Annotated in this window: 32 protein-coding genes; 23 read left to right on the plus strand and 9 right to left on the minus strand. The window is 69.1% G+C overall.

The annotated features are described in order from the left end of the window. The first annotated feature begins 9 nt into the window (after positions 1 to 9). The 21 genes from DQW85_RS04640 to DQW85_RS04740 all read left to right on the plus strand — a co-directional run bounded on the left by DQW85_RS04640 (position 10) and on the right by DQW85_RS04740 (position 13,723). Entirely contained in the window at positions 10 to 366 is a 357-nt protein-coding gene (locus DQW85_RS04640) for a hypothetical protein (RefSeq protein ID WP_113699178.1), read from the plus strand. Beyond that, complete coding sequence (locus DQW85_RS04645; RefSeq protein ID WP_113699179.1) at positions 363 to 953, plus strand: hypothetical protein; 591 nt, start codon at positions 363 to 365, stop codon at positions 951 to 953. The genes DQW85_RS04640 and DQW85_RS04645 overlap by 4 nt, the downstream gene beginning before the upstream one ends. A 54-nt stretch (positions 954 to 1,007) precedes the next feature. Further along, the gene (locus tag DQW85_RS04650; RefSeq protein ID WP_205314876.1) at positions 1,008 to 1,304 is read left to right on the plus strand and encodes a hypothetical protein; all 297 of its coding nucleotides are present in this window, start codon (positions 1,008 to 1,010) and stop codon (positions 1,302 to 1,304) included. Between the two features lie 78 nt (positions 1,305 to 1,382). After that, positions 1,383 to 1,805, plus strand: coding sequence for a hypothetical protein (locus DQW85_RS04655; RefSeq protein WP_113699181.1), 423 nt, complete (start codon positions 1,383 to 1,385; stop codon positions 1,803 to 1,805). After that, complete coding sequence (locus DQW85_RS04660; protein WP_113699182.1) at positions 1,798 to 2,112, plus strand: hypothetical protein; 315 nt, start codon at positions 1,798 to 1,800, stop codon at positions 2,110 to 2,112. Before DQW85_RS04655 ends, DQW85_RS04660 begins: the two co-directional genes overlap by 8 nt. Positions 2,113 to 2,124: 12 nt before the next feature. Beyond that, positions 2,125 to 2,478, plus strand: a complete 354-nt coding sequence (locus DQW85_RS04665) for a minor capsid protein (protein ID WP_205314877.1) — start codon at positions 2,125 to 2,127, stop codon at positions 2,476 to 2,478. Then, on the plus strand, positions 2,475 to 2,882 hold the full coding sequence (locus DQW85_RS04670; RefSeq protein WP_113699184.1) for a minor capsid protein: 408 nt from the start codon (positions 2,475 to 2,477) through the stop codon (positions 2,880 to 2,882). The genes DQW85_RS04665 and DQW85_RS04670 overlap by 4 nt, the downstream gene beginning before the upstream one ends. Continuing rightward, complete coding sequence (locus tag DQW85_RS04675; RefSeq protein ID WP_113699185.1) at positions 2,879 to 3,337, plus strand: phage tail tube protein; 459 nt, start codon at positions 2,879 to 2,881, stop codon at positions 3,335 to 3,337. The genes DQW85_RS04670 and DQW85_RS04675 overlap by 4 nt, the downstream gene beginning before the upstream one ends. Before the next feature lie 3 nt (positions 3,338 to 3,340). Next, on the plus strand, positions 3,341 to 3,853 hold the full coding sequence (locus tag DQW85_RS04680) for a hypothetical protein (RefSeq protein ID WP_113699186.1): 513 nt from the start codon (positions 3,341 to 3,343) through the stop codon (positions 3,851 to 3,853). 162 nt (positions 3,854 to 4,015) lie between these two features. Then, a complete protein-coding gene (locus DQW85_RS04685) occupies positions 4,016 to 6,049 on the plus strand; it encodes a phage tail protein (protein ID WP_113699187.1) in 2,034 nt (677 codons plus the stop codon). A 42-nt stretch (positions 6,050 to 6,091) separates the two neighbouring features. Further along, positions 6,092 to 6,358, plus strand: coding sequence for a hypothetical protein (locus tag DQW85_RS04690; protein ID WP_113699188.1), 267 nt, complete (start codon positions 6,092 to 6,094; stop codon positions 6,356 to 6,358). Next, positions 6,355 to 6,738 (plus strand): hypothetical protein, encoded by a 384-nt coding sequence (locus tag DQW85_RS04695; protein WP_113699189.1) that lies wholly within the window; start codon positions 6,355 to 6,357, stop codon positions 6,736 to 6,738. Before DQW85_RS04690 ends, DQW85_RS04695 begins: the two co-directional genes overlap by 4 nt. 23 nt (positions 6,739 to 6,761) lie before the next feature. After that, positions 6,762 to 7,184 (plus strand): hypothetical protein, encoded by a 423-nt coding sequence (locus DQW85_RS04700; RefSeq protein WP_113699190.1) that lies wholly within the window; start codon positions 6,762 to 6,764, stop codon positions 7,182 to 7,184. A 9-nt stretch (positions 7,185 to 7,193) separates the two neighbouring features. Continuing rightward, complete coding sequence (locus DQW85_RS04705) at positions 7,194 to 7,697, plus strand: hypothetical protein (protein ID WP_113699191.1); 504 nt, start codon at positions 7,194 to 7,196, stop codon at positions 7,695 to 7,697. A gap of 10 nt (positions 7,698 to 7,707) precedes the next feature. Further along, positions 7,708 to 9,498, plus strand: coding sequence for a LamG-like jellyroll fold domain-containing protein (locus DQW85_RS04710; protein WP_113699192.1), 1,791 nt, complete (start codon positions 7,708 to 7,710; stop codon positions 9,496 to 9,498). 53 nt (positions 9,499 to 9,551) lie between these two features. Then, a complete protein-coding gene (locus DQW85_RS04715) occupies positions 9,552 to 11,357 on the plus strand; it encodes a hypothetical protein (protein WP_113699193.1) in 1,806 nt (601 codons plus the stop codon). After that, positions 11,354 to 11,773, plus strand: a complete 420-nt coding sequence (locus DQW85_RS04720) for a hypothetical protein (protein WP_113699194.1) — start codon at positions 11,354 to 11,356, stop codon at positions 11,771 to 11,773. The genes DQW85_RS04715 and DQW85_RS04720 overlap by 4 nt, the downstream gene beginning before the upstream one ends. Positions 11,774 to 11,874: 101 nt before the next feature. Beyond that, the gene (locus DQW85_RS04725) at positions 11,875 to 12,150 is read left to right on the plus strand and encodes a hypothetical protein (RefSeq protein ID WP_113699195.1); all 276 of its coding nucleotides are present in this window, start codon (positions 11,875 to 11,877) and stop codon (positions 12,148 to 12,150) included. A 2-nt stretch (positions 12,151 to 12,152) separates the two neighbouring features. Continuing rightward, positions 12,153 to 12,932 (plus strand): peptidoglycan recognition protein family protein, encoded by a 780-nt coding sequence (locus tag DQW85_RS04730; RefSeq protein ID WP_113699196.1) that lies wholly within the window; start codon positions 12,153 to 12,155, stop codon positions 12,930 to 12,932. A gap of 84 nt (positions 12,933 to 13,016) precedes the next feature. After that, the gene (locus DQW85_RS04735; protein ID WP_113699197.1) at positions 13,017 to 13,394 is read left to right on the plus strand and encodes a hypothetical protein; all 378 of its coding nucleotides are present in this window, start codon (positions 13,017 to 13,019) and stop codon (positions 13,392 to 13,394) included. Between the two features lie 71 nt (positions 13,395 to 13,465). Further along, complete coding sequence (locus DQW85_RS04740) at positions 13,466 to 13,723, plus strand: holin (RefSeq protein ID WP_113699198.1); 258 nt, start codon at positions 13,466 to 13,468, stop codon at positions 13,721 to 13,723. A gap of 68 nt (positions 13,724 to 13,791) precedes the next feature. Here the strand turns inward: DQW85_RS04740 and DQW85_RS04745 are convergent, their stop codons facing one another. Then, positions 13,792 to 14,223, minus strand: coding sequence for a hypothetical protein (locus tag DQW85_RS04745; RefSeq protein ID WP_113699199.1), 432 nt, complete (start codon positions 14,221 to 14,223; stop codon positions 13,792 to 13,794). Continuing rightward, positions 14,220 to 14,888 carry a DUF4352 domain-containing protein gene (locus DQW85_RS04750; protein WP_113699200.1) on the minus strand — a complete coding sequence of 223 codons (669 nt, stop codon included), beginning with the start codon at positions 14,886 to 14,888 and terminating at the stop codon, positions 14,220 to 14,222. The genes DQW85_RS04745 and DQW85_RS04750 overlap by 4 nt, the downstream gene beginning before the upstream one ends. Before the next feature lie 143 nt (positions 14,889 to 15,031). On the opposite strand from DQW85_RS04750, the gene DQW85_RS04755 reads away from it, so the two are divergent. Continuing rightward, complete coding sequence (locus DQW85_RS04755; protein ID WP_162794730.1) at positions 15,032 to 15,235, plus strand: hypothetical protein; 204 nt, start codon at positions 15,032 to 15,034, stop codon at positions 15,233 to 15,235. A 595-nt stretch (positions 15,236 to 15,830) separates the two neighbouring features. On the opposite strand, the gene DQW85_RS04760 is transcribed toward DQW85_RS04755, so the two are convergent. The 6 genes from DQW85_RS04760 to DQW85_RS04780 all read right to left on the minus strand — a co-directional run bounded on the left by DQW85_RS04760 (position 15,831) and on the right by DQW85_RS04780 (position 20,034). Beyond that, positions 15,831 to 17,918, minus strand: a complete 2,088-nt coding sequence (locus tag DQW85_RS04760) for an FtsK/SpoIIIE domain-containing protein (RefSeq protein WP_205314878.1) — start codon at positions 17,916 to 17,918, stop codon at positions 15,831 to 15,833. Further along, positions 17,909 to 18,079, minus strand: a complete 171-nt coding sequence (locus tag DQW85_RS44150) for a hypothetical protein (RefSeq protein ID WP_162794731.1) — start codon at positions 18,077 to 18,079, stop codon at positions 17,909 to 17,911. Before DQW85_RS44150 ends, DQW85_RS04760 begins: the two co-directional genes overlap by 10 nt. Continuing rightward, entirely contained in the window at positions 18,076 to 19,077 is a 1,002-nt protein-coding gene (locus tag DQW85_RS04765; protein WP_113699202.1) for a hypothetical protein, read from the minus strand. The genes DQW85_RS44150 and DQW85_RS04765 overlap by 4 nt, the downstream gene beginning before the upstream one ends. A gap of 76 nt (positions 19,078 to 19,153) precedes the next feature. Then, complete coding sequence (locus DQW85_RS04770) at positions 19,154 to 19,405, minus strand: hypothetical protein (protein WP_113699203.1); 252 nt, start codon at positions 19,403 to 19,405, stop codon at positions 19,154 to 19,156. 15 nt (positions 19,406 to 19,420) lie between these two features. After that, complete coding sequence (locus tag DQW85_RS04775; protein ID WP_162794732.1) at positions 19,421 to 19,666, minus strand: hypothetical protein; 246 nt, start codon at positions 19,664 to 19,666, stop codon at positions 19,421 to 19,423. After that, positions 19,666 to 20,034: a hypothetical protein gene (locus tag DQW85_RS04780; protein WP_162794733.1), complete on the minus strand. Its 369-nt coding sequence runs from the start codon at positions 20,032 to 20,034 to the stop codon at positions 19,666 to 19,668. Before DQW85_RS04780 ends, DQW85_RS04775 begins: the two co-directional genes overlap by 1 nt. A gap of 85 nt (positions 20,035 to 20,119) precedes the next feature. Between DQW85_RS04780 and DQW85_RS04785 the strand changes: the two genes are divergently transcribed. Continuing rightward, entirely contained in the window at positions 20,120 to 20,884 is a 765-nt protein-coding gene (locus DQW85_RS04785) for a GntR family transcriptional regulator (protein WP_205314879.1), read from the plus strand. Positions 20,885 to 21,378: 494 nt separating this feature from the next. Here DQW85_RS04785 and DQW85_RS04790 read toward each other — a convergent pair whose 3' ends face one another. Next, a complete protein-coding gene (locus tag DQW85_RS04790; protein ID WP_113699207.1) occupies positions 21,379 to 21,669 on the minus strand; it encodes a tyrosine-type recombinase/integrase in 291 nt (96 codons plus the stop codon). Positions 21,670 to 21,737 lie beyond the last annotated feature (68 nt).

The following is a 21,737-nucleotide window of genomic DNA, read 5'->3' on the forward strand; positions in this document are numbered from 1 at the left end:
AGGCGCATCGTGAGCATCAGGTACTTCGAGATCCGCGCCCCGCGCGCCGATTTCACCGGCCGGGTCGGCGCCGTCTCCTTCGCCGACGGCGTCGCCCGCGTCTCCTTCGACGACACCCGCACCGACGGCATGTGCATGGCCGACGAGCACGCCGTCCAGGTCGGCCGCTCCGCACTGCTGTTCGCCCAGCGGCGTCCCGGCTACACCGTGATCGAGACCGACGCCGCCGGCCAGCCGCTCCCCGAGCCGGAGGAGAAGCCGAAGAGGCGCACCTCCGGCAAGCCTCCGGCACCGCCGAAGGGGCCGGCCGCGCCGCCAGCCTCACCGACCGACCCCAGCGACCCGAAGAAGGAGGGCGAGCAGTGACGACGCTCGGCCGCTACTACGAAGGCGTCATCGCCGACGCCGCCGCTCTCGACGTGCCCTTCAACGCTCTCCCCGGCGTCAACCAGGGCAACTTCGTCCGCTCCAACATCCCCGCCTGGGCCTGCACGTCCGACCTGGCCGCCACCGCCACCGGCGTCGCCATCGGCACCCGCATCTGGCTCCGCAAGGGCGACGTCGTCACCAGCGTGAGCTTCGTGGCCGGCAACACCGCGCTGGCCACCGGCACCGCCGGATGGCACGCCCTGTACGACCCCGACGGCGCGCTGCTGGCGCAGTCGGCCGCCCAGGGCAGCACAGCGTGGGCGGCCAACACGGCCCGCAAGCTCGCCCTCACGACACCGAAGACGATCACGGTGGACGGCTGGTACATCGCCGCCACTTCGGTCACCGCCTCGACGGTGCCGACCCTGATCGGGTGCGCGCCGATCGTCACCGCGTCGGCTGCGCTGCACACCGGGTCGAAGGCGCTCGGGTTCACGTTCGGGTCGGCGACCGGAGACGTGGCTCCGGCCACCACCGGCACGCAGACCGGCGTGGCCAAGTGCCCGATCGCGATTGTGAGCTGACCCATGGCACGAGTCGCACTTACCGCAGTCGCCTCGTCCGAGTCCGGAGTGGACTTGGACGCCGTCGACCAGGCGGCCGAGATCACCGACGGCAACAGCTTCGTGTGGACACCCACGCGGCGCTTCTACGTCCTCAACGGCGACGACGCGTCCCTCACCGTCGGCATCCCCACCGCGGCCACGGTCGGCCGGTCCGCGCTCGCGGTCGCCGACCTGTCCCAGGCCATGAGCGCCGGCACGAGGCGGGTCTTCGGCCCGTTCGGGCCGGAGTTCCGGCAGGCGGACGGCACGGTGCACGTCAACTACACGGGGACGACGCCGACCGGCGTGATGGTGGCCGCCCTCGACTGAGGGCCTTCGAGCGCGTGGGCGGGCCGGTGTTCGTGAGGGTGCGCTGCCCGCCCACGTCCGACTCCGAGGAGGTACGGCATGGCGTACGCGACCGTCAACGACCTCGCCCCCACCTACGTCACCCCGGCGCCGGCAAACGCCGCGCTGCTGCTCGACCGCGCCACCCGACTCGTCGACCAGGCGCTGCTCACCGCCGTGTACGAGGTGGACGAGGACGGCCTGCCCACCGATCCTGAGCACATCGCAGCGCTGCGGGACGCAACCTGCGAGCAGGTGGCCGCCTGGCTGGAAGTCGGCGAGACCGGGACGGGCGCGTCGGCCGAGTACAGCGACGTGCAGATCGGCTCCGTCCGGCTCGGCCGCGGGTCCCAGACCGGGGCGGGTGGTGGAGGCTCGGCCGCCACCCGCCTCGCACCACAAGCGTGGGCGATCCTGCAGCAGGCCGGGCTCACCGGCCACGAGCCGTACACGTACCGGCCGTGCGCGGTGGCCGATGGGTAGCCTGCCGTCATACCTGCTCAGGCACACCGTGACCGTCGAGCCGTCCATCGAGCAGGGCACGTTCGAGCCCCTTTACGGCCCGCCGGTCACCGTGACGTGCTTCGTCGACGACCGCCTTCAGAAGATCCTCAACAACGAGGGCGAGGAGATCGTGGCGCGCACGGTCATCTACATGCCGCTCGACACCACCTGCCCGCCCGGCTCCCGAGTGACCATGACCGGCCGCCAGGCGCAGGTCCTGGCCGCGCTGCGGCGGGACGGCGGCGGCCTCCCCACCCCGGACCACCTCGAAGTCGCACTCCAGTAGGAGGTGGACGCCGTGCCGCAACGTGCACGCCTCAAGCTCAACACCCAGCAGATCAAGGCCCGGCAGCGCGCCGGCGCCGTCAAGGGCCTGAAGGTCGCGGCCGAGCACCTCCTCCAGGTCAGCCGGGAGCTGGTGCCGCACGAGGAGGGCACCCTGGAGCGCTCCGGGACCGTCAGCGCGGACGAGGCCAACCTGCGAGCCGCCGTCTCCTACGACACCCCGTACGCGGTCCGCCAGCACGAAGAGCTCACCTGGAAGCACGACCCGGGCAGGCAGGCCAAGTACCTGGAGGAGCCGCTCAACACCGAGGCGGCCACGATGATGGAGCTGGTCGCAGCCCAGATTCGGCGGAGCCTCCGATCATGACGCTCCTGGAGGAGTTCCAGCAGCTGCTCACCGCGATGGCCCTCGACCTGGGCCCCGTCTTCAGCACGAAGATGCCAGCGTCGCCGGACCGGTGCGTGGTCCTGGCCAGGTACGGCGGAGCCGAGAGCAGCCTCGCCGACAACTACGACGAGCCCCGCATCCAAGCCCGCGTCCGCGGGCCCGCGACCGACGTGCGCATCGCTGAGCGGGACGCCGAGCTCGTCTACGACCGGCTCAACGGCCTCGGCACGCTCACCCTCCCGGGCGGCACCTGGCTGCAGCTCGCCGTCGCCCTCCAGGCCGGGCCCGTCTTCATCGGCCTCGACAGCAATCAGCGTCCTGAGTACACCGTCAACCTCCGCTGCGACGTCAGCAGGACCAGCACGAACAGGAGTGACCCGTGACCCAGCGGAAGATCAACGCGAGAGACATCGTGGTCGAGGTGGAATCCTCGACTCCGGACACGTGGCTGCGCGTCGAGAACCTCGCCGGCGTGACCATCAACCGCGGCGAGAACGAGGAGACCGCGGACACCGGCGATTTCGACTCGGAGGGCGCCTACGAGCAGGAGATCATGCAGCGTGGCGCCACGATGGAGCTGGCCGGCCTGGAGCTGAAGGACCACCTCACCGGGGCGCTGCAGCCGGGCCGGGCCCGGGTGGAGGAGATGGCGGGCGAGGACAAGGTCGGCTCCGACAGTCTCGGCCGGATCCGGTTCCGGCACCCCACGCAGACGACGTGGCGCATCTGGACGTGCACCTTCTCCCTTGGCGAGTCCGGCGGCGAGTCGAACGCCAAGAGCGCCTGGGCGGCCACCATCACCAAGTCCGGACTGAGCACCACGGCGGCGGTGAGCTAACCCATGTCGAACTCCGAGCCACTCGACACCGACCTCGACAACGTCGAAGAGCCCAACGAGCATGAGAGCTGGGACGACTTCTGGGCCGAAGTCCAGCGCAAGGAAGCAGCCGAGCGCACCGGCCCGCCAACCCAGACCATCCGCGGCGTCGAAGTCCGCGTCCCGCACGATCTGCCGCTGCTGTTCGAGCGGAAGGTCGACCAGCTGAAAGACGCGAGCGACGAAGCGGCCTTCGCCGAGCTGGTCGCCGAGCTGTTCGGCGTCGATGTCCTCGACGCGTGGATCGACGCCGGCATGACGGGCCGAGAGTTCGAGGTCGTGCTCGCCTGGGGCATGGCCAACGGCAAGGGCCGCACGATGTCGTTCCGCGAGGCGTACGAGCTCATCCAGAAGCGGAACAACAACCAGGGAAAAGCCCCGGCGAGCTCGACCCGCAAGAGCGCCAGATCCGGCGGTTCTGGCCGTTCATCGAAGCGGACTTCCGGCGCGAGTACGGCCTCTCGCCGCAAGAGATAGGCCAGCTCACCCGTCGGCAGTTCCAGACCCTCCTGGCCGGCCTGTCGAGGGACGCCGTGTACCGGCTGGTCGTACAGAACGAGCCCATTGAGCTGTCAGGGGAGCAGGCCCAGTCCTACCTGAACACTCTCTGACCCAGCGCGCGGGAGGCGGTGACCTCTCATGTCGATGACCGTGGGCGAGCTGGTCGGCTACATCGACCTCGAAGACAAGGGCTTCGACCGCGGCCTCGTCAGAGCCGAAGGGCGGCTGCGCCGCCTGGAGTCCACCACCAGCAGCACGACAGGCAGCATCGAGTCCACGGTCGCCACGGCGTTCACGCGGGTGGCGGACGCGATCGGCGAAGGCATGGACCCAGACGAGGCCCTCTCCGACCTCGCGCGGCTCGTGGACGGCGTCGAGGACGCCCTCGACGGGGTCGAGAAGAAGGTCCGCGACTCCGGCGACGTCATCAGCGACGGGATCGGTGACGGGGCGGAGCGCGGCGGCAGCCGCTTCAAGAACGCCCTGAGCGGTGCGTTCGACGTGGCGCAGGCCGGGCTGGGCGGCGTCATGGCCTTCTCCAAGGTGGCCACTCTCGGCGTGGTCGGGCTCGGTGTGGCCGCGCTCGCCACCGCGGCGGCGGTCGCGGCGATCGGTGGCGCGATCACGCTCGGTGTGCTGCAGCTCGGCGTGTTCCTGGCCGCGAACAAGCAGGTCAAGAAGGAAGTCGAGTCTCTCGGCAAAACGGCCCTGAAGGCGTTCCGGGAGGCGGCCGAGCCGCTGCGTGGGCCCTTGCTCGAAGGTCTGCAGCGGATCGAGGGCAAGATCAAGCCGTTCGCGGCCATGCTTGGCAAGGTCTTCGTCGAGGTCGCGCCGCTGATCGAGACCGCCTTCGACGTCGCCATCAACGTCATCGACACCCTGATCGAGACCCTGCCCACGATCGTCGAGCACGGCAAGCCCGTCGCGGAGTTCTTCCTCACCACCCTCGGCGGGGCGATCTCGAAGTTCTTCGAGTTCATCGCCTGGGGCCTGACCAAGATCGAAGCTTTCAAGACCGCGTGGAACGACAGCTCAACCACCCTGGGCGCTTGGGCCGAGTGCATAGGCGAGATCTTCACCAAGGTCAAGACGTTCTTCTCCGAGGTCTTCGAGACGGTCGCACAGTGGATCTCCGACAACCAGGGCAAGATCAGCGAGTGGGGCGCCAAGCTCGAAGAGGGCTGGAACCACATGTCGGAGGCCATCAAGTCGGCCATCGACGTTGTCTCCGCCCTTTGGTCCGAGTTCGGCGACGACATCCTCAACGCGCTGTCGATCCTGGTAGACACCTTCCTTGGCGTCTGGAACGGCTTTTGGCAGACCGTCAAAGGCATCCTCGACGTGGCCGCCGGCCTGCTCACCGGCGACTGGCAGCGACTCAAGTCCGGCCTCGAATCCATCTGGAAGGGCCTGTGGGAGATCGTCAAGTCGATCCTGACCGGCGCCCTCGGCCTCATCCAGAACCAGATAAAGGCCGCCTGGGACTTCGTGCAGAACGCTACCGGCGTCTCCTGGGAGCAGATCAAGAAGCGGGTCTCCGACGGCATCGCCAACGTCGTCGCCTACGTCAAGAGCATGCCGGACCGGATCAAGACGGGGCTCGGCAACCTCGGCGCGCTGCTCGCCCAGGCCGGCCAGGATCTGATCAACGGCCTGATCAACGGCATCAGAGCCAAGGCGGCCCAGGCGATCGAGGCGGCCAAGGGCGTCGTCCGCGACGCGGTCCAGGGCGCGAAGAACCTGCTCGGCATCAAGTCGCCGAGCCGCGTTTTCCACGAGATCGGCGTCCAGACCATGCAGGGCATGGCGAACGGCGCCGCGTCCATGGGGCCGACCCTGCAGCAGGTCATGAAGGCCGTCATCGGCAAGGCGGTCGCCTCGGCGCGCGCCGAGGCCAAGACGCAAATGGACCGGCTGGCCGAGGACATGGCGAAGTGGAACGCCAAGCGGCAGCAGAAGCAGTCGATGACGATCAGGGAGGACCGGATCGCGCCGATGACCGGCGTGGACTACGTGTCCAGGCCAGACGCGGCCCTGACGAACGCGGCGCAGCCGAGCGGCGGGACGTTCATCAACGTCGACATGTCCGGCTCGACGATCCGCGAGGAGGCGGACGTCCCCCGGCTGGCGGCGCAGTTCGGGTTCGAGTACACCGCCCGCGCCCTGGCCTGACACCACCCCCAATTCCACCAGTTGAGAGGAGGCGATCTCAGCATGTCCACCTACGAGCGGTACGACCCTGCCGTGCACGGCACCTACGGCGCCTATCTGCGCGGCAAGGGCCTCCAGGTGCACGGCGGCCGGTCCACGCCGGTCCGGCGCGAGCGGCGCGACGAGGACGGCCGGCGGCACCGGGAGGTCACCAGCCTGACCGAGTCCGGCGCGGTCGCGACCACGACGAACCGCACCGACAAGGGAGGTGACCACCAGGACGTGCACGTGCGCGCCCCGCTGGTCACCGGGAAGGCGGTGGTCTGGTGAGCATCCGTTCCCGGGCAGAGGCCCGGCTGGTCCTGGCGTGCGCCGACGTCGAGGACCAGCTGGCCGGCGCGAAGTCCGAATACGCCGACGAGCTGAGCGACGAAACGCGGGCGGCAAAGCGTGAGGCGATGGCCACCATGCACGAGACGCGTGCCTGGCTGCGCGCCAAGGACGAGCTGGCTATCCTCCCCGACAAGATCGCCGACGTGCAGCGCGAGCTGAAGTCGGCGCGGCTGGCCAAGGCTGGCACGGCGGACAAGCGGATCGGCGAGCTGGAGGCCGCGCTCGCCTTCCTGGAGGCCAGGCACAAGCGCATCCAAGCCCAGTTCGGGCCTCTGGTGCAGGCGATGGACGAGCTCGCAGCAGCTGGGGGTGCGTGATGGCGTGGAGTGCTTCCGGTGTGATGGGCGGCACCCAGATGGACCAGTGGGACCCGTCCGACCTGTCCATCGACCTGACTGTTGAGACGATGAAGGCGGCGTTCTGGGGGGCGTCGGTCACACCCGACTTCTCGCAGGCGGCGCCCGCCTACGGCTCCGCGCCGTGGAACTCTGGCGAGAGCTCGGGCGCTGGGTACACGGCGGGCGGCATCCTCATCCTCAACACCACGTTGGCGCTGGTCTCCGGTCAGCTGCGGTGGGATGCGGACAACCTGCAGATCACCAGCTCGACGATCATCGCGCACGGCTACATCTCCTACGTCCCCAGCATCTCGAATCGGATCTTCCACGCCACCTGGTTCGGCGCCGAGTTCGAGACCCAGGACGGCACATTCTTGGTCACGCACGATCCGGTCGGCCTCGCCGCGCTGGACTACACCCCGTAGGAGGAGCGCGTGGCGACGGTACGACAGACGCTGCTGCCCGAAGAGGCCCAGGTCCTCGGCAGCAACCTGGCCGCATTCGACAAGATCAACGGCACCAACTTCCCGGTCGCCCGGCTTCTGTACGACGCGGCCACCGACGAGGCGGCGTTTTGGAAGATCGAGGCGGTCAGCTACGGCTCCGGCAACCTGACCGTGGATCTGATCTGGTACGCGGTCAACGCCACCACCGGGGTGGTCCGCTGGGAGGTGGCCATCGCCGCCATCACTCCCGAGTCGGACAGCCAGGACGTGGAGACCAAGTCGTTGGCGACCGCTCACACGGTGGACGACACGCACCTGGGCACCACCAGCAAGCGGCTGCACAAGGCCACCATCACCGTGTCCAACCTCGACTCGGTGGCGGCCGGCGACGAGGTGTATGTGCGGGTGCGGCGGATTGGCTCCAACGCCGCCGACACGATGGCCAACGACGCCGCCCTGACCGAGGTCCGCATCAGCTACTCCGACACGTAGGGGGTGCTCTGTGGCGGTCAGGTTCTCCGCGGACGGCGAGGACTACAGCCGGACGATCAGCCTGGGCACGGTCACCGCGTTCTCTATCGCCTGCTGGGTCAAGCTGTCGACCGACCGGAACACCAACGTCACCGTCTGGGAGCTGACCGACGGGCTGGACGAGGACTACGCCATGCTGCGCACCGGCGCGGACGGCACCAGCGTCTCCTTTCAGCAGGTCGACGACGGTTTCGGCGACCCGCTGCGTGGCACCCGCAACCTGACTGTCGGCACCTGGTACTACGTCGCCGTCGCGGTGAACGGCGCCAACGGCGTCATGCTCACCCGCAGCCTTACCGACACGTCGTTCACGGTGTCGACCTGGTCGAACGGTACCGCCGGCGGCACCGTCCAGGACATCTTCCGTCTGGGCGAGTCCGACGTCAGCGGTGAATGGCTGGACGGCTGCCTGGCCGCGTTCAAACACTGGACCACGAACCTGTCGCAGGCCGAGCTGGAGGCCGAGTTCGGCTTCTACCAGCCGCGCCGCACCGCCAACCTGCGGGCGTGGTATCCGTTCACCCGCAACGAGACAACCGACTACTCCGGAAACGGCCAGACCCTGTCCGGCGGCGCCAACACCTCGACGGAGGATGGGCCGGGCATCTCCTGGCGGCCAACTCGTCGCAAGGTTCGCACCCCGCTGTCGGTGTCCGCCGAGGCCACCCCGGGCCCGGTCACCGCGCCCTGGTCGGTCCCGGCACCTGGCATCTCGCTCGGCACGGGCGTCCAGCCCGGACCGGTCATCGCCCCGTGGTCGGTACCGACGCCGGATGTGTTCACCGGCACCACCCCGCCCACCCAAGTCCAGCCCGGACCGGTCATCGCCCCGTGGTCTGTGCCCACGCCGGCGGTGTCGGTGTCGGTGAACGTGCACGCCGCGCCTGTCGTGGCCGCCTGGAGCCTGCCGAGCCCCGGCGTGGTCGTCCCGATCAATCCTGGCGACGATCTGGACGGGCCCGGCCAACTGTCGTTTAACGGATTCAAGATGGGTAGCGGCACCCCGTACCGGCTGGTCCAGCTGGTCGGCGCCGACATCGACCTGCCAGCGCTCGACAACGGCAACGTGCCGCACCCGACCGAGGACGGCGCCATGTCGGGCGAGAAGCTCGCCCTGCCCCGCATCATCGAAGCCACGTTCTTGGTCTCGGTGCCGCGCGAGCAGATGCGCGAGGTGATGGAAGACCTGCGCCAGAACACGCCGAAGGCCGAAGCTGACGAGGAACTCTCGCTGGCGATCCAGGTGTTGGACCGGATCTACATCACTGAGGGCGCGGTCATGCGCCGCTCACCGGGCGGCATCGAAAGGCGCTACCGGATCGGGCACGCATCCGCCGTGGTGGTCCAGTGGGAGTGCTCCGACCCGCGCCTGTTCGACCGGTCGCTGCAGAACGCCGTCATCGCTGACGGTGGCACAGTCACCGTGCACAACGCCGGCAACACCAGCGTGAAGCCGATCATCCGGTTTCCGGGGCCGGCGACGCAGCCGCGCATCGAGATCGAGCGCACGCTAGGCGACGGTTCCACCGACCTGCGCGTGCTGGAGTTCGACGTCACGGTCGGCTCCGGCCAGGCGCTCGTGGTCGACGTCAAGCAGCTGACCGCGGTCATCGGCGCCACCTCGCACATGAACGCGCTCACCGGCGCCAGCGCGGCGGTCAAGGACTGGGTGCTCGGCCGCGGCGACTCCTCCATCTCGTACGAGACGACCGGCGGGACCGCACCTGCGGCGCTGGTGTTCTGGCGGCACGGCTGGATCTGACCCGCTTCAACACCAGGGGGGTGTGATCGCTGGTGGTTGCCTCCGTGCGGTCTGTGGCCGCTGCCGCCGTCTCCACCCCTACCGCGTTCGTCCTCCGTGACGAGGTCCAGGCCGGGGATGTGCTGCTGGCCTGGCAGTCCAGCGACACCGGCGCCATGATCAGCATGGAGTTCGGTGAAGCCGACGGCTGGGTCGAAAAGCAGCAGCAGACGGGGTTCGGCTGGGTCGGCACCAAGGTCTACCAGAAGACGGCCCAAGCCGACGAGACCGACGTCTACGGGCTGCAGCAGGGCCTGACCGCCAAGGGCACCATCCACATCCTGGCCATCAGCGGCGCCAACCCCGCAGGCGTGCTCATCGTGGTCGGCGGCACCGACACCTGCCCGGCCGCCGTGCCGAGCTCCTCGTCCGGGCTGGAGATCCGCTATCAGGCAGGCATCCCGTTTACCCCCGGCACGGTGTCCTGGGACTCGCCGCCCGGATATGAGCAGCGCTCCATGCAGTCCGGCACCTCCACGACCAGCTGCCTGGCCGTGCGCGCCTACTCCTCCTCGGCGCCACTGGATGAGGTGGCGCTCACCCCGTCGGCGCTGCTGGCCGATCGGCTGGGCATCACCGTGCTGGTCGCCTCCGCCAGCGGCAGCGGCGGCGGCACCCCGCCCACGCCGCCCGAGTTCCCCGCCACGTCACCCTCGCGCGGCACCACGCGGATGCGCTACACGGTGCATGACCTGCTCACCGGCGTGTACGTCGGCGAGTTCACCAACCTGTCCGGCGTGACCATGGACCGGCGGCTCGGCGAGCCCGGAACCTTCCAGGCCAGCCTGGCCGTGCCAAACCGGCGGGTGGCCCGCCGCATCCAGGAGATCATCCCCGCCGACCCCACCGACCTCAGCGTGGGACCCGGCCGGCTCGTCGTGCACTGCTGGCGCTCCGGGATCCTCTGGGGCGTCTACTGGCTGCACACCGCCGTCATCGAACGTCCCGAAGGGGCCAAGGGCGTCGGCATCCAGCTGCAGGGATCCACGCTGGACGGCTACCTGCACAGCGTGAACCTGGAAGACGACGTGTCTTTCGCCGCTGATCAGATCGCCAACGCCCGCGACCTGATCCTGCACATGCAGGCCACGGCCGCCTCCAACATCGGCCTCGGGTTGATGGCCGGCACCTCCGGCAGCGTACGCGCGTTGGCTGCGGCGACGTCGGCGAACACGACCTACGGGCGGCTCCTGACCGACTACGCCAGGACGGACGGCGGCTTCGAGTGGGTGGTCAACCCGACCGTGATCGGCGGCTCGATCGTCCGCTCGTGGGAGTGGGGCGCCCCCAAGATCTCCAACCCGTCTGCTGTGCACGTCTTCCAGGAGGGCGGCGACCTCACCACCTGGCGCGAGGAACGCTCCGCGCTCCGCAGGGGGACACGGTTCGGCGTGATCGGAGGCACCCCGGAGGGCGACGCCACCGAGACCCGCGTCCCGGCACGGTCGGCGCTGATCGAAACGCCGCACATCGCCGCCGGGTGGCCGATCATCGACAAGCGCATCCAGCACCCCGGCCAGTCCACCACCGTGGGCGTCCTGGATGCCTACGCCCGCTACTGGGCCGACCGCGCTGCCGGTTCAACCCGCGTGTTCTCGGCATCCCTCGTACTCGGCAAGAACCCCTCTCTCGATCCGAACGGGCTCGGCGACTGGGCCCGCTTCGTGCTGTCCAACCCCTGGCACGCGATCACCGCCGACGGGGCGGCCGGGCTCAACGTGAGCCAGCGGATCATCGGCTGGGCGCTGTCGCCGGCCGACCGCGGCTCGCGCGGCAAGGACAAGGTGCAGCTGATCACCGAACAGGAGGTGCCTGAGTGAGCAACTTCCTTGACCCGTTCCCGACCGACCCGAACCGGATCCTGCAGGAGCTCTCGCGCCGTGTCGCCGCCCTCGAAGCTCAGGCCGGCCAGGCGCAGGGACTGACGGTCACCAAGGCGTCGGACGCGTTCCTGGTTCCCTCCAGCGGCACCCCGGCCACGCCGTCGGATGGCGCCTACCTGTACGTCACCGTCGGTGGGGAGATGCGCTGGCGCTCCACCATGGGCGACCGCTCCATGATCCACCCTCAGGCCGCGGCCATCGACAACCAGGCCAACATGCTCGCCGGCGCCTCCGCTCCCGGCAGCTACAGCGCCAGCTACGTGACCGACCTGCGCGAGGACGTGCGCGCCACCCGCCAGTACGGCTTCGACCTCACCACCCGCCTGCGCGACGCGGGCATCGTCGACGTCTGACCCGGCCGCCCGCGCGGGCCGATGCGCGCCCCAAAGGGAGGCGCGGGCGGCCACCCCCTCCACACCACGGCGCGCCGCCGTGCCCACGAACGGAGCGCCTTGTGACTCAGCTCGACCCGCTCGGCCCTGTCCAGATCGGAGCACGCGAGATCTACGACCAGCTCTTGGCCACCGATCGGAAGGTCGACGCCGTACGGGGCGAGGTACAGCAGGTGGCCCAGGCGCACGGCGAGCTCCTCAAGGACCTGACCGACCACGAGACCCGCATCCGTGTGCTGGAACGCGGACGGTGGCCGCTCCCCTCGTTGGCCGCCGTCATCTCGCTCGTGTCCGTGGTCCTGGCCGTCATCTCGTTCATCGCCACCCGAGGAGGCTGACCATGGCCCAGATCGTCTCCCGCGCTGCCTGGGGCGCGAAACCGCCGTCCAAGCCGCTCGCCCGCATCGCGAGCACCAAGGGCGTGAAGGTCCACTACACGGGCGGACACGTCCCCGTGACGATCGTGGACGACCACCAGGAGTGCGTCGACCTCGTACGGTCCATCCAGCGGATGCACATGGCCGGCGGGCGAGAACAGCCGTATTCGGACATCGGCTACAACCTGGTCGCCTGCCCGCACCGGCGCGTGTTCGTCGGCCGCGGCCCCCACATCCTCTGCGCCGCGAACGGCGCCGGGCTGAACTCGGCGCATTATGCGGTGCTCGCCCTCGTCGGATCCAGCGGCTACACGGTGCCCGGCGACCAGCTGCTGCACGCCATCGTCGACGCGATCGAGCACCTGCGTGAGCACGGCGACGCTGGCCGCGAGATCCGGGGGCACCGGGACGGGTTCGCCACGGATTGTCCGGGCGACCGGCTGTACGAGTGGATCCGGCGCGGCGCACCCCGGCCCAAGACGACCACCCCCACGACCCCCTCGTGGACGGAGGACCTCGTGAAGGACCTGCCCACCCTCAAGCCGGGCGCCGAGCACCGGCACGTGAAGACCATGCGCGCGCTGCTGCACGCCCGCGGCTACACCCCGGCCAACCTGCACTCCACCGAGTACAGCAAGGAGGACACCGACCTCGCCGCGCAGGTGGCCGCGTTCAAGAAGGCCAAGAAGCTCGGCACGAGCACCACGTGGGATCGCTCCTGCTGGGTCGCTGCCCTCTCGTAGCCCTCCCCTCCCCTGAGTCGTCCCGGCCGCGCGTTGGGCGTTGCTGGGTTGTGAGTCCCTTGTCCCCGAGCACAGGAGCACCTCGTGCTGAAGAAGATCCTGCCCCTCCTCGCCCTCGCCGCCCTCCTCCTCGGCGGAGCAGGCATCGCCGCCGCCTCCGTCGCCGCTAAGGAGCCCGCCAAGTCCTACGGCCTCTGCATCTCCAAGACCGGCGCGGTGCGCGTCCTCGAGGCCAAGAACCTGCCCAAGAGCCGCCACGGCAAGTGCCGGGCAGGCGAGCGCAAGGTGCTGGTGCCGTCGATCGACGGGGTGCCGAAGCCGTTCCAGATGCCGGCCAAGATGCAGTTCTCGTACGACGGCACCACGGTGCTGTGCACGCGCGGCACGGACGCGACCGGCGGTGTCCCGGCGTACGCGTGCGCGAAGCCGACCCCGAGCGCGTCCCCGTCGCCCGCCTCCTGACGTCTCGACGTCACCCCCTGCCCCGGTGCCGCTCGGCCCGGGGCTTTCGCATCTCCTGAAGGAGGAGAAGCATGCACGGAGAGCCCATCAGCTACAGCAAGCCCAAGGTCGAGTCAAAGGTCAAGGCTGGCACAGCAGGGGCCTACCTCGGCCTGCTCGCCATCCTGGCCCCGCTGCAGGCCGTCCAGGCGAACCTCGACCTCATCGCGTTCCTGCCCGACTGGCTGGAGACCCTCGCGATCCCGCTCGTGCCTGGCCTGGTCACCTACGTTGCCGGGTACGTCGCGAAACACGAGCCACGCCCGGACTTGCCCGCGTCCCAGCGGTAGTCACGACACGAAGACGGCCCCCACCCCACCATCACGGTGGGGTGGGGGCCGTCTTCGTCGTGGGTACGTCAACCGCCGAGCAGGGTCCCCAGCATGCTGCCGAAGGCGCCGCTCACGGTGTCCCGGCCGCCCTCGGCCAGCCAGGCGCCGAGGGCTCGCAGCTTGCCGCGCTTCTCCTCGTCAGGCTCTCGCTCGGCCGCCTGGAGGAGTGCGTCGCGCAACAGCTCGGCCACGTTGTCGGGTGTGGGCCAGAACTCCGCTGCCCGCTTCCCATTGCCGAGCACCCTCTTGACGTACTCGTGGTTGTCGATCAGTGAGCCCCCCGTCTCCAGGTAGGGTTCATCCATCAGCGAGTAGATCGCGCGACGCACCGTCTCCTCGTCCATCCCCGTCGTCTCGGCGACATCCTCACGAGGAATGGGCTGCCCCGGGTTCTCATCCTTCAGTTGAACGATCGCCTGCAGAACGCGCAGGTCTCGCTCGTACCAGACGCGGGTCACGAGAGGCTCACCTTGACCCCGTCAGAGAACACACTGTCGTGCAGTTCGAGAGTCTCAGGCTTCAGGTTCTTGGGCACGTCGAAGAGCACGACGCCCTTCACGTTGTTGCCGGGGTTGATCTTCTCGTACAGCGACTTCGAGTCCTTGAGGTAGATGGCCGCGCCTGCGTCGGCCTCGTACTCCTTGCCGCCCGCGTGCAGCTTCTGTGCGGTGCTGGTGAACGCCTGCGCTTCGTCGCCGATGTTCTCGACCGTGATGTGCACGAGCAGGAACACGCCCTGGGCGTCCGTGCCGAGCAACTCGCTGCCGACGCGGGCCCGCTTCTCCACCTTGGTCACCGTGAACGCGAACTTGCCGTCCCTCACCTCGGTGCCGATGCCCGCGGTCTTCGCCTCACCCTTCGGCTCGTCGTCGCCGGCGGGCTGCTCTGCCGCTGTGGTCGAGCGCGGCTTGCCGTCGCCGCCTCCCCCCACCGCGGCGACGAGCACGGCGCAGCCGCCGAAGAGCACGAGGACCACGGCGCCGATGATCGCTAACACCATCGGGGCGTTGCTCTTCTTCTTGCGGCGCGGCGGCGGGCCGGGCGGGTAGCCGTAGCCCCCTTGGGGCGGGTACGGCTGCTGCGGCGGGTATCCGGGCTGATCCTGCCCATAGGGGTAGGTCATGGGGTCTCCTGATCTTCGGGAGAGCGGGTGGGGGTTGGGACGTTCCAGTGACGGGTGTGGTTTGCGTTACATGCGTGATCGGCATGTCCGGAAGCGGACACCCGTGCGAACGCGCGTTCGAGTCGAGTAGTAGGGTGGCCTATGTGAACGCCCGCGACCGCATCCTGGTGTCCGTGCTCCACCCGGTACGGCACGCGGCTGAGGGCATCCTCGACCAGATGACGGCAGCCGCACACGACCGCTCGCCGGACCCCGAGGAGGCACTGCGAGCCCTGGAGGTCCTCCAGACAGAGGTCGCGCGCGCGGCCACGCTCGTGCAGCACCTCGTCGACGAGCAGCGTCCATAGTCAGGCGCAGTCTGGCCAGCGCTCCCCGATCGAGCAGCGGCGGGCGACAGTCCTGCTCGTCTCATGTCGCGCTTCACGACCACTGCCGTCCTCGACGACCGCTACCCAGCGGCGTCCGCGGTCGACCACCCTCCCGGCCGGGCTCGTGGTGTAGTCGGCGCATGCCCCCACGAGCGGCAACGTGAGCGCGACAACAGCACAGATGCGCCTCACTTCGGGCCGCGAACGCCTGCGCCACCGCAGCGAGGGCACAGGCGCCATCGGCCCGACAGGCTGCTGTAGATGCGGCCTCCCTTGCACCCGCAGTTGCTCCACCGGTGCCGGGACCGGTCGTAGACGACCACGATGGCGGCGCGCACCACCAAGCAGAAGAAGATGAGTGCACCAGCGGTTTCATCGCTCACGGTTCCCTGCGCTTTCTGTGAGGTAGAGGGGACCCCCTCTACCGGTGGGCGGATCGAACGAGCGGCGGCCGGCCTCTACCGTGAGCACCTCATGTAGAGGGGGCCCTCTACCCGGGTCATGGGGGCGGTAGCGGCCTGCCACCAGGCAGGTAGCGGGGGTAGAGGGGGGCCGCGCCGTCCCTGGTGGTTGCTCATCTGGGCGCTGCCAGCGGTGTGTCGAACAGCTCGACCGGCACCGCGTCCTCGATGTCGCGTCGGTTGTATCCGGCCCGGTTCTGGCCGTCGATCTTCACCTGCTTCGTCTCGCGGCGGACGCCGGCGCGCTCGAGCTCCTCGGCGAGGATGCTCGGGTCCCAGTCGCCGTAGGTGTCCTCATCGACGTTCACCAGCCCGGTGAGGATGTCGCTGGTGAACATGCGCGGGCTGTTGTGCATCACGTACAGCACGTCCGAGATGACCGCGGGGATCGCTCGGCCGGCTGCCTCCGCGGCGGACACCACATCGCCCACGGCGTCCCCGGACAGCAGGCCCGCATCTTCGCGCAGCTTTCGGCCGCGTTGGCAGATGTCGGCGAACGCCGCGTTGTCGAGGTAATCGCACTTCGGGATGACGTAGGAGCCGGGCCCGGTGATGAGCACCCCGACGCCCTTGTGCTCCTCCTGCAGGATGCTGGCGTCGGCGCCCTGGGCGGCCTTGCCCTTGCCGAGCACCATGTCCGAGCTGGTCTTGTCGACGACCTGCGTCGAATACCGGATGGTGATGATCTCCCGCAGCTTGGTCGGCACCGAGTCGGCGTCCGGCCGCTGCGAGGCGAAGTTGCAGATGAAGCCCGCGGCAGGGCCGCGCCGGGCGATTCTGCACAGCTTGTTGATGACCTCGTCCTTGAGGTCCTTGTCCATCGCGGTGAAGTACTCCTGCAGCTCGTCGATCGTGACGAAGATCAACGGCATCCGGTATTTGCGCATGATGTGCGGCGTCAGCTTCGACTCCGGGCACACCGACGTGGGCAGATCCCGGAAGATCCGGAAGCGCCGCTCCATCTCCACGATCAGCTCGTCCAGCATGGCCACCAGGGCGGCGATGGCGTCGTCCTCGGCGCCGAGGATCAGCCGGTGTGCCACCGAACGCATGGGCATCCAGTCGGCGCCGCCCTTGCCGTCGGCGACGTAGTGGCGCACCCACGCGTCGAGCACGCCGGCCGCGGTCAGCAGCCGCTGCGAGAAGGTCTTGCCGCGCCTGGGGAGGCCGCCGAAGAACATGGACTGCCACAGGATCGACAGGACGATCCGGTTGCCGCGGGCGTCGACGCCGAACGGGATCGGATCCCATACCGACCAGGTGTCGGCCTTGGCCATGGGCGAGGTGGTGGGCGGCCCCATGTAGGGGTCGTCGTCTGCCACCCACAGGGCGATCCGGCCGCCGTGCCCGCCGGCGTGGGCGCGCACCCGGGACATGATGAGCTGGATCTCGTCGACGCCGAGCTCGGCCGCGAGGAGCTCCCTGCGCGATAGGACGTCGTTGGCGGTCCGGCCGCAGCCGCGTGGCAGGTCGATGACCGCGGACCAGCCCTTGCCGTCGCGGATGACGCCCTGGACGAGGGTGAGGGCCTGCCCGGCCTTGATCAGCCCGGCCGCGCGGAACGCCTCGTTGAGGTGCTCCGGGGCGAGGTCGAGGCGAACGGGCAGGGCGGGGGCGTCCATGACGGCGGCCTCGCTGACCGTGGTCCCGGTGACGGCGGCGGCGGACGCGGCCAGCACGCCGAGCCCGTACGGCAGCAACGGGTAATGCGTGACCAGCGCGTTGAGCAGCCCGAGTCCTGGCAGGCCGAGCCCGGCCGTCCACTTGGTGCGGCGCCAGATCTCCGCCCGCCTGGTGGCCCGCTCGTTCGCGGCGTCCTTCTTACGCCCCTCGGTGAGCGCCTGGTCGACGACCAGCTTGTGATCGTAGGCGGTGACGAACCGCCAGCCCGCGCGCACCCCCACCGCGGACCCGATCAGCGTGCGCAGCGCGAGCCGGCCGCCGTACTTGGGCGAACGGACAGCGTGCCAGGCAGCGATGTAGGCCATCTTGCGGGTGTGAAGCTTGATCTGCGCCTGCCAGCCCTGCCGCGTGGTGGCCCAGGTGGGCAGGATCGGGCCGAGCTCGCGCTCGTAGTCGGGCACGACGTGCCCTTCGAGCTCGATCTCGCGGGATGCCGGCGTCGAGGGGACGGCGGGCGGCGGCGACTCCTGGACTGCGAGTTCGCCGCCGCCCTCCGCGCTGGCCGTGTTCAGCTCCACCGCCGCTTCCTGGCCTGGTCGGTGGACTGCTTGCGCTGCCGCACCTCGTCCGGGTCGAACATGCTGCGGGTGCGGCCCTTCTCGCGGCGGCGCATCAGGTCGGCCCACTGCTCGTCGCTGATCGTCTTGGGCGACGTCGGCCGGTTGTCCTGGTCGCTCATGCCGCCGCCTCACCCGTACGGAACACCTGCATGCGGGCTTCCCGTACGCGCTTCTCCACCCATGATCGGGAGCGCCGCGTACGGGTCATGAGCGCCTCGTAGTCCGGCCCCCACCGATCGCCGCGCTCGGCCGCGGCGAGGATTTCCTCGCGGAGCGTACGGACGAACGCCTCCTTCTCGACGGGCAGGTCGACCGGCGCGGGAGCCGGTGCCGGCGGGTGCTCCGTACGGGCGGTACGGGCGCCGGGCTGGAAGGTGAACGCCCTCCGGAGGACGCGTACGGGCTCGATCACGGGCCCCGTACGGAAGGCGAACGTACGGGCGATGCGCACCACGCGAGGCCCCTCCGTACGGGGAGCCGTACGGAACACGAGGGAGCGCCGTAGGGGAGCCGTACGGACGGGTGCGGGGGCGGCGGCACGGGCCCGTACGGCGGCTGTCTCGTACGCCTTGTGGACGGCCTCGGTGATCTGGTGCTTCAGCGTGGTGATCGCCTCGGCCGCGCAGAACACGATCGCGGGCGGGACGCTGTGCAGCAGGATGGCCGCCGGGTCCTTCGCCTGCCACGAGCTCCACGTGTTCATCAGGTACGTGAGAAGCAGCGCGATCCACTTCGTACGGCGGATCCACGGCCCCGCCTTGATCTGGTGGCGGGCGATCACCTGCTCACCGAGCAGCGTCCCCAGGAGGATGAGCGAGACCGTGGGGTCCAGCAGCCAGGCGATGCACCACGGGATCGACCACGGTTCGGCGTCGCGCGCAGCGAACTGCTGCACATTGGCCGCGGTGAACGCCAGGCCGATGACGACGCCTGCCCACATGAGCCGGTCGACGCGGGCCCGCATCCGTTCGATGCGGTAGGCGATGACGTCGGGATTGGTGTCGTAGGCGCGGACGTCGGCGGCGGCCTGGGCGGCGGCGGCGAGCTTCTCGGCGGCCGTCGGCTTCTTCTTTGTTCGTGCTGGCGCGGCGGTGGGCTCGCGCTTATCGTTCTTCACGGGTCGGACTCCAAGGTTGAGTTGGTGTCTGAGCTGGAAGAACCCCGTCGGCGTTGGCGCGCCGGCGGGGCCTTCTTCATTCAGTCGGGAATCGGTCGATCCACCGGCGCGGGAACGCCAGCGTGTGTCCGCGGTCGTGCTCCTCCACCAGGTCCTCCCACAGCTCGCGCGCCCGCCTGTAGGGGCCGCGGCCGGCCTCCTCCGTCCCGCTCTTGCGCAGGACCATGTACTGGCCGCCCTGGCACGCCCACTCGTAGGCGCCGCAGCACGACGTCTCAGTAACGCGGAGCCGCCCGCGGCGGGGATTGTGCGGTTCCCACGCGACCACGCGCGTTCTCCTTGCTCAGTGGCGCCTTACGCGCCGGGTGTGGAGGATGCGGGCCTGGTTGGACAGGGCGGCGCTAAGCGCGTCGACCGAGGTCCGGGCGATCGCCTGGTAGAGGCCGACGGCAGCGAGGTCGGCCGAGGGTTGCTGACGCTGGATGGCCCACCACCAGCGCTGCCCGTGCCGGTCAGTGCGGCAGGAGAGCCGCCAGGAGGGATACATCTGCGCGAGCAGCTGCAGCACTCTCAGGTCGCGATCCTCCATCAGCGCTCGGCCCACAGTTCGGCGTAGATCATCCGGCCGCCACGTTTGGTGGGCCGCTCGCCGTAGGCGTCAGCGAGCTTCGACACCGCCTGGTAGGCGGTGGCTGCGCTGGTCGGGTCCGGCTGGTCGTTGGGGAAGTACAGCTCAAAGCGAATCTTGCTGGGCTCCTCCACGGTGATGAGGTTCATGTCGCTGCCGGGGCTCGACTTGGCCAGCCCAGCGGAGAAGAGGTGCTCGACGAGCGTGTAGGCGTCGGAGGCGCGCCCGGGGAGGTGCTGGTTCGCGACGGTGTAGGCGAGCTGCGCGGCAGCGTCGGCGCTGCCCGCCAGCGCGGGATAATCCTGGGTCCAGGTCGTCACAGTCACCACCAGACTGAGGGGAAATCTGTCTATGCAGCTCGATGGCCGCACGCACAGCTTGCAAGCTGCATATGCAGCCCGTCAAGCTGTCTTCGTGGATCAACCCGCTTACGTCCGTATCGCGAACGACCTGAGGGCCCGCATCGTCAGCGGCCAGCTGGCCGCAGGCACGCGACTGCCCTCGCGCCAGGAGCTGGCCGTCGAGTACGACGCCGCCCAGGGCGTTATCAGCGAGGCAACCAAGCTGCTCACCCGCGAAGGGTTGCTCGTGTCCAGGCCGGGCGCGGGCATGTTCGTACGGCAACGCCCTCAACGCCGCAGCCTGGTCCGCTCATGGTTCCGCGAGCGGCAGGCCGGGAGCCCGTTCCGACAGCAGATGGAGGAGCAGGGGCGCCGCGGCTCCTGGGAGTACGCATCGGAGACGCTGCAGGCGCCGGCGGAGGTGCGCGAGCGGCTGGGCCTGGGCGAGCCGGACGGCGACCGCCACGACGTCATGCGCACCACCTACACGTTCTCCTCGGACGACGAGGGACCGTGGATGCTGTCGACCAGCTGGGAGCCGCTCGAGCTGACGAAGGGCACGCCCATCGCGTGGCCAGAGGCCGGCGAGCACGCGGGACTCGGCGTGACGCACCGCATGGCCGCTATCGGCATCACCGTAGACGCGTGGGACGAGGAGGTGTGGGCGCGGGTGGCGTCGCCGGAGGAGGCGAAGCATCTGGGCATCGGCGCGGGTTCGATCGTGATGGTGGTCGAGCGCAGTTACTTCGCCGGTGAGTTGGCGGTGGAGACCTGCGACATCGTGGTGCCCGCGGAGACAACGAAGTTGGTCTACAACGGGCCGGTCGGCGACAGCTGAAGGCCTCCGGGAGCCTGGCCGCCGGGCGAGGGCTAATCGCAGCCGGCGGCCAGGCCGCTCGGGGGAGCGACGTCCCAGCATCACTCCTTGAGCACACTAGTTCACTTATTGCGCACAGTCCAGCCTCCTGCATATGCAGCTTGCGAGCTGTACGGAGATCGCGAAGGGGCGCTTCGTGGCGACAGTGTCGATCCCCTGCCCGATCACGCCCCGTCATCCGGTTGGATGGCGGGGCGTTGTCATGATCGTGCGCCACCCATGCGTCATGATCTTGGAAATCCCAGACACTCCTAGGTGATTCCGAGAGACGCATTCCGTTGTCTTTAAGCTGGTCAGAGCCACGGCGTACGCCATGACCAGCACTCGCCCGATACGGCCTGATACGTTCGGGACGAAGAGGTCGTGGGTTCAAATCCCGCCACCCCGACAGAGTTTGGCCAGGTAGAGGGTCTGATCCGCTAAGCGGGTCGGGCCCTTTTCCATCTCACGCGGACTCAACCTGTCGGCTTGTCGACGAGATCGGCGATGGACTCGATGGGTACGCCCTGGTCACTCATGATGGAGACGAACGAGTGACGCAGCTCGCGAGATGTCCAGTTTGTTCCGATCTTGGCATCCCCGGTGATCTTGCGGAATGCCCGCCGCACGTTCGCAGCGTCCAGAGGGGTGCCGACGCTCGTACAGAACACCAGGTTGTGATCTTGCCATACCTCGCCGGCCTTGAGCTTGTGGGCGGCTTGGTGTGCGTGGTGTTGCTTGAAGCTGTGAGCGGCGAGCGTATCCATTCAGGCCTGTGATTGATCAGGCGTTTTGTGGTGGCATCCAGGGGGTTCCGGCCAGGGCCTCGCGGAGG

It is taken from the genome of Nonomuraea lactucae, from assembly GCF_003313395.1.
In the GTDB taxonomy this organism is placed as follows: Bacteria; Actinomycetota; Actinomycetes; order Streptosporangiales; family Streptosporangiaceae; genus Nonomuraea; species Nonomuraea lactucae.

What these genes read in the sequence shown, in the direction of transcription:
- DQW85_RS44150 (WP_162794731.1), bottom strand. Translation starts at nt 18,079, where the DNA reads ATGAGCGACCAGGACAACCGGCCGACGTCGCCCAAGACGATCAGCGAC.
- DQW85_RS04750 (WP_113699200.1), bottom strand. Translation starts at nt 14,888, where the DNA reads ATGACCTACCCCTATGGGCAGGATCAGCCCGGATACCCGCCGCAGCAG.
- DQW85_RS04775 (WP_162794732.1), bottom strand. Translation starts at nt 19,666, where the DNA reads ATGGAGGATCGCGACCTGAGAGTGCTGCAGCTGCTCGCGCAGATGTAT.
- DQW85_RS04690 (WP_113699188.1), top strand. Translation starts at nt 6,092, where the DNA reads ATGTCCACCTACGAGCGGTACGACCCTGCCGTGCACGGCACCTACGGC.
- DQW85_RS04740 (WP_113699198.1), top strand. Translation starts at nt 13,466, where the DNA reads ATGCACGGAGAGCCCATCAGCTACAGCAAGCCCAAGGTCGAGTCAAAG.
- DQW85_RS04685 (WP_113699187.1), top strand. Translation starts at nt 4,016, where the DNA reads ATGTCGATGACCGTGGGCGAGCTGGTCGGCTACATCGACCTCGAAGAC.
- DQW85_RS04700 (WP_113699190.1), top strand. Translation starts at nt 6,762, where the DNA reads ATGGGCGGCACCCAGATGGACCAGTGGGACCCGTCCGACCTGTCCATC.
- DQW85_RS04680 (WP_113699186.1), top strand. Translation starts at nt 3,341, where the DNA reads ATGTCGAACTCCGAGCCACTCGACACCGACCTCGACAACGTCGAAGAG.
- DQW85_RS04655 (WP_113699181.1), top strand. Translation starts at nt 1,383, where the DNA reads ATGGCGTACGCGACCGTCAACGACCTCGCCCCCACCTACGTCACCCCG.
- DQW85_RS04730 (WP_113699196.1), top strand. Translation starts at nt 12,153, where the DNA reads ATGGCCCAGATCGTCTCCCGCGCTGCCTGGGGCGCGAAACCGCCGTCC.
- DQW85_RS04790 (WP_113699207.1), bottom strand. Translation starts at nt 21,669, where the DNA reads ATGGATACGCTCGCCGCTCACAGCTTCAAGCAACACCACGCACACCAA.
- DQW85_RS04660 (WP_113699182.1), top strand. Translation starts at nt 1,798, where the DNA reads ATGGGTAGCCTGCCGTCATACCTGCTCAGGCACACCGTGACCGTCGAG.
- DQW85_RS04670 (WP_113699184.1), top strand. Translation starts at nt 2,475, where the DNA reads ATGACGCTCCTGGAGGAGTTCCAGCAGCTGCTCACCGCGATGGCCCTC.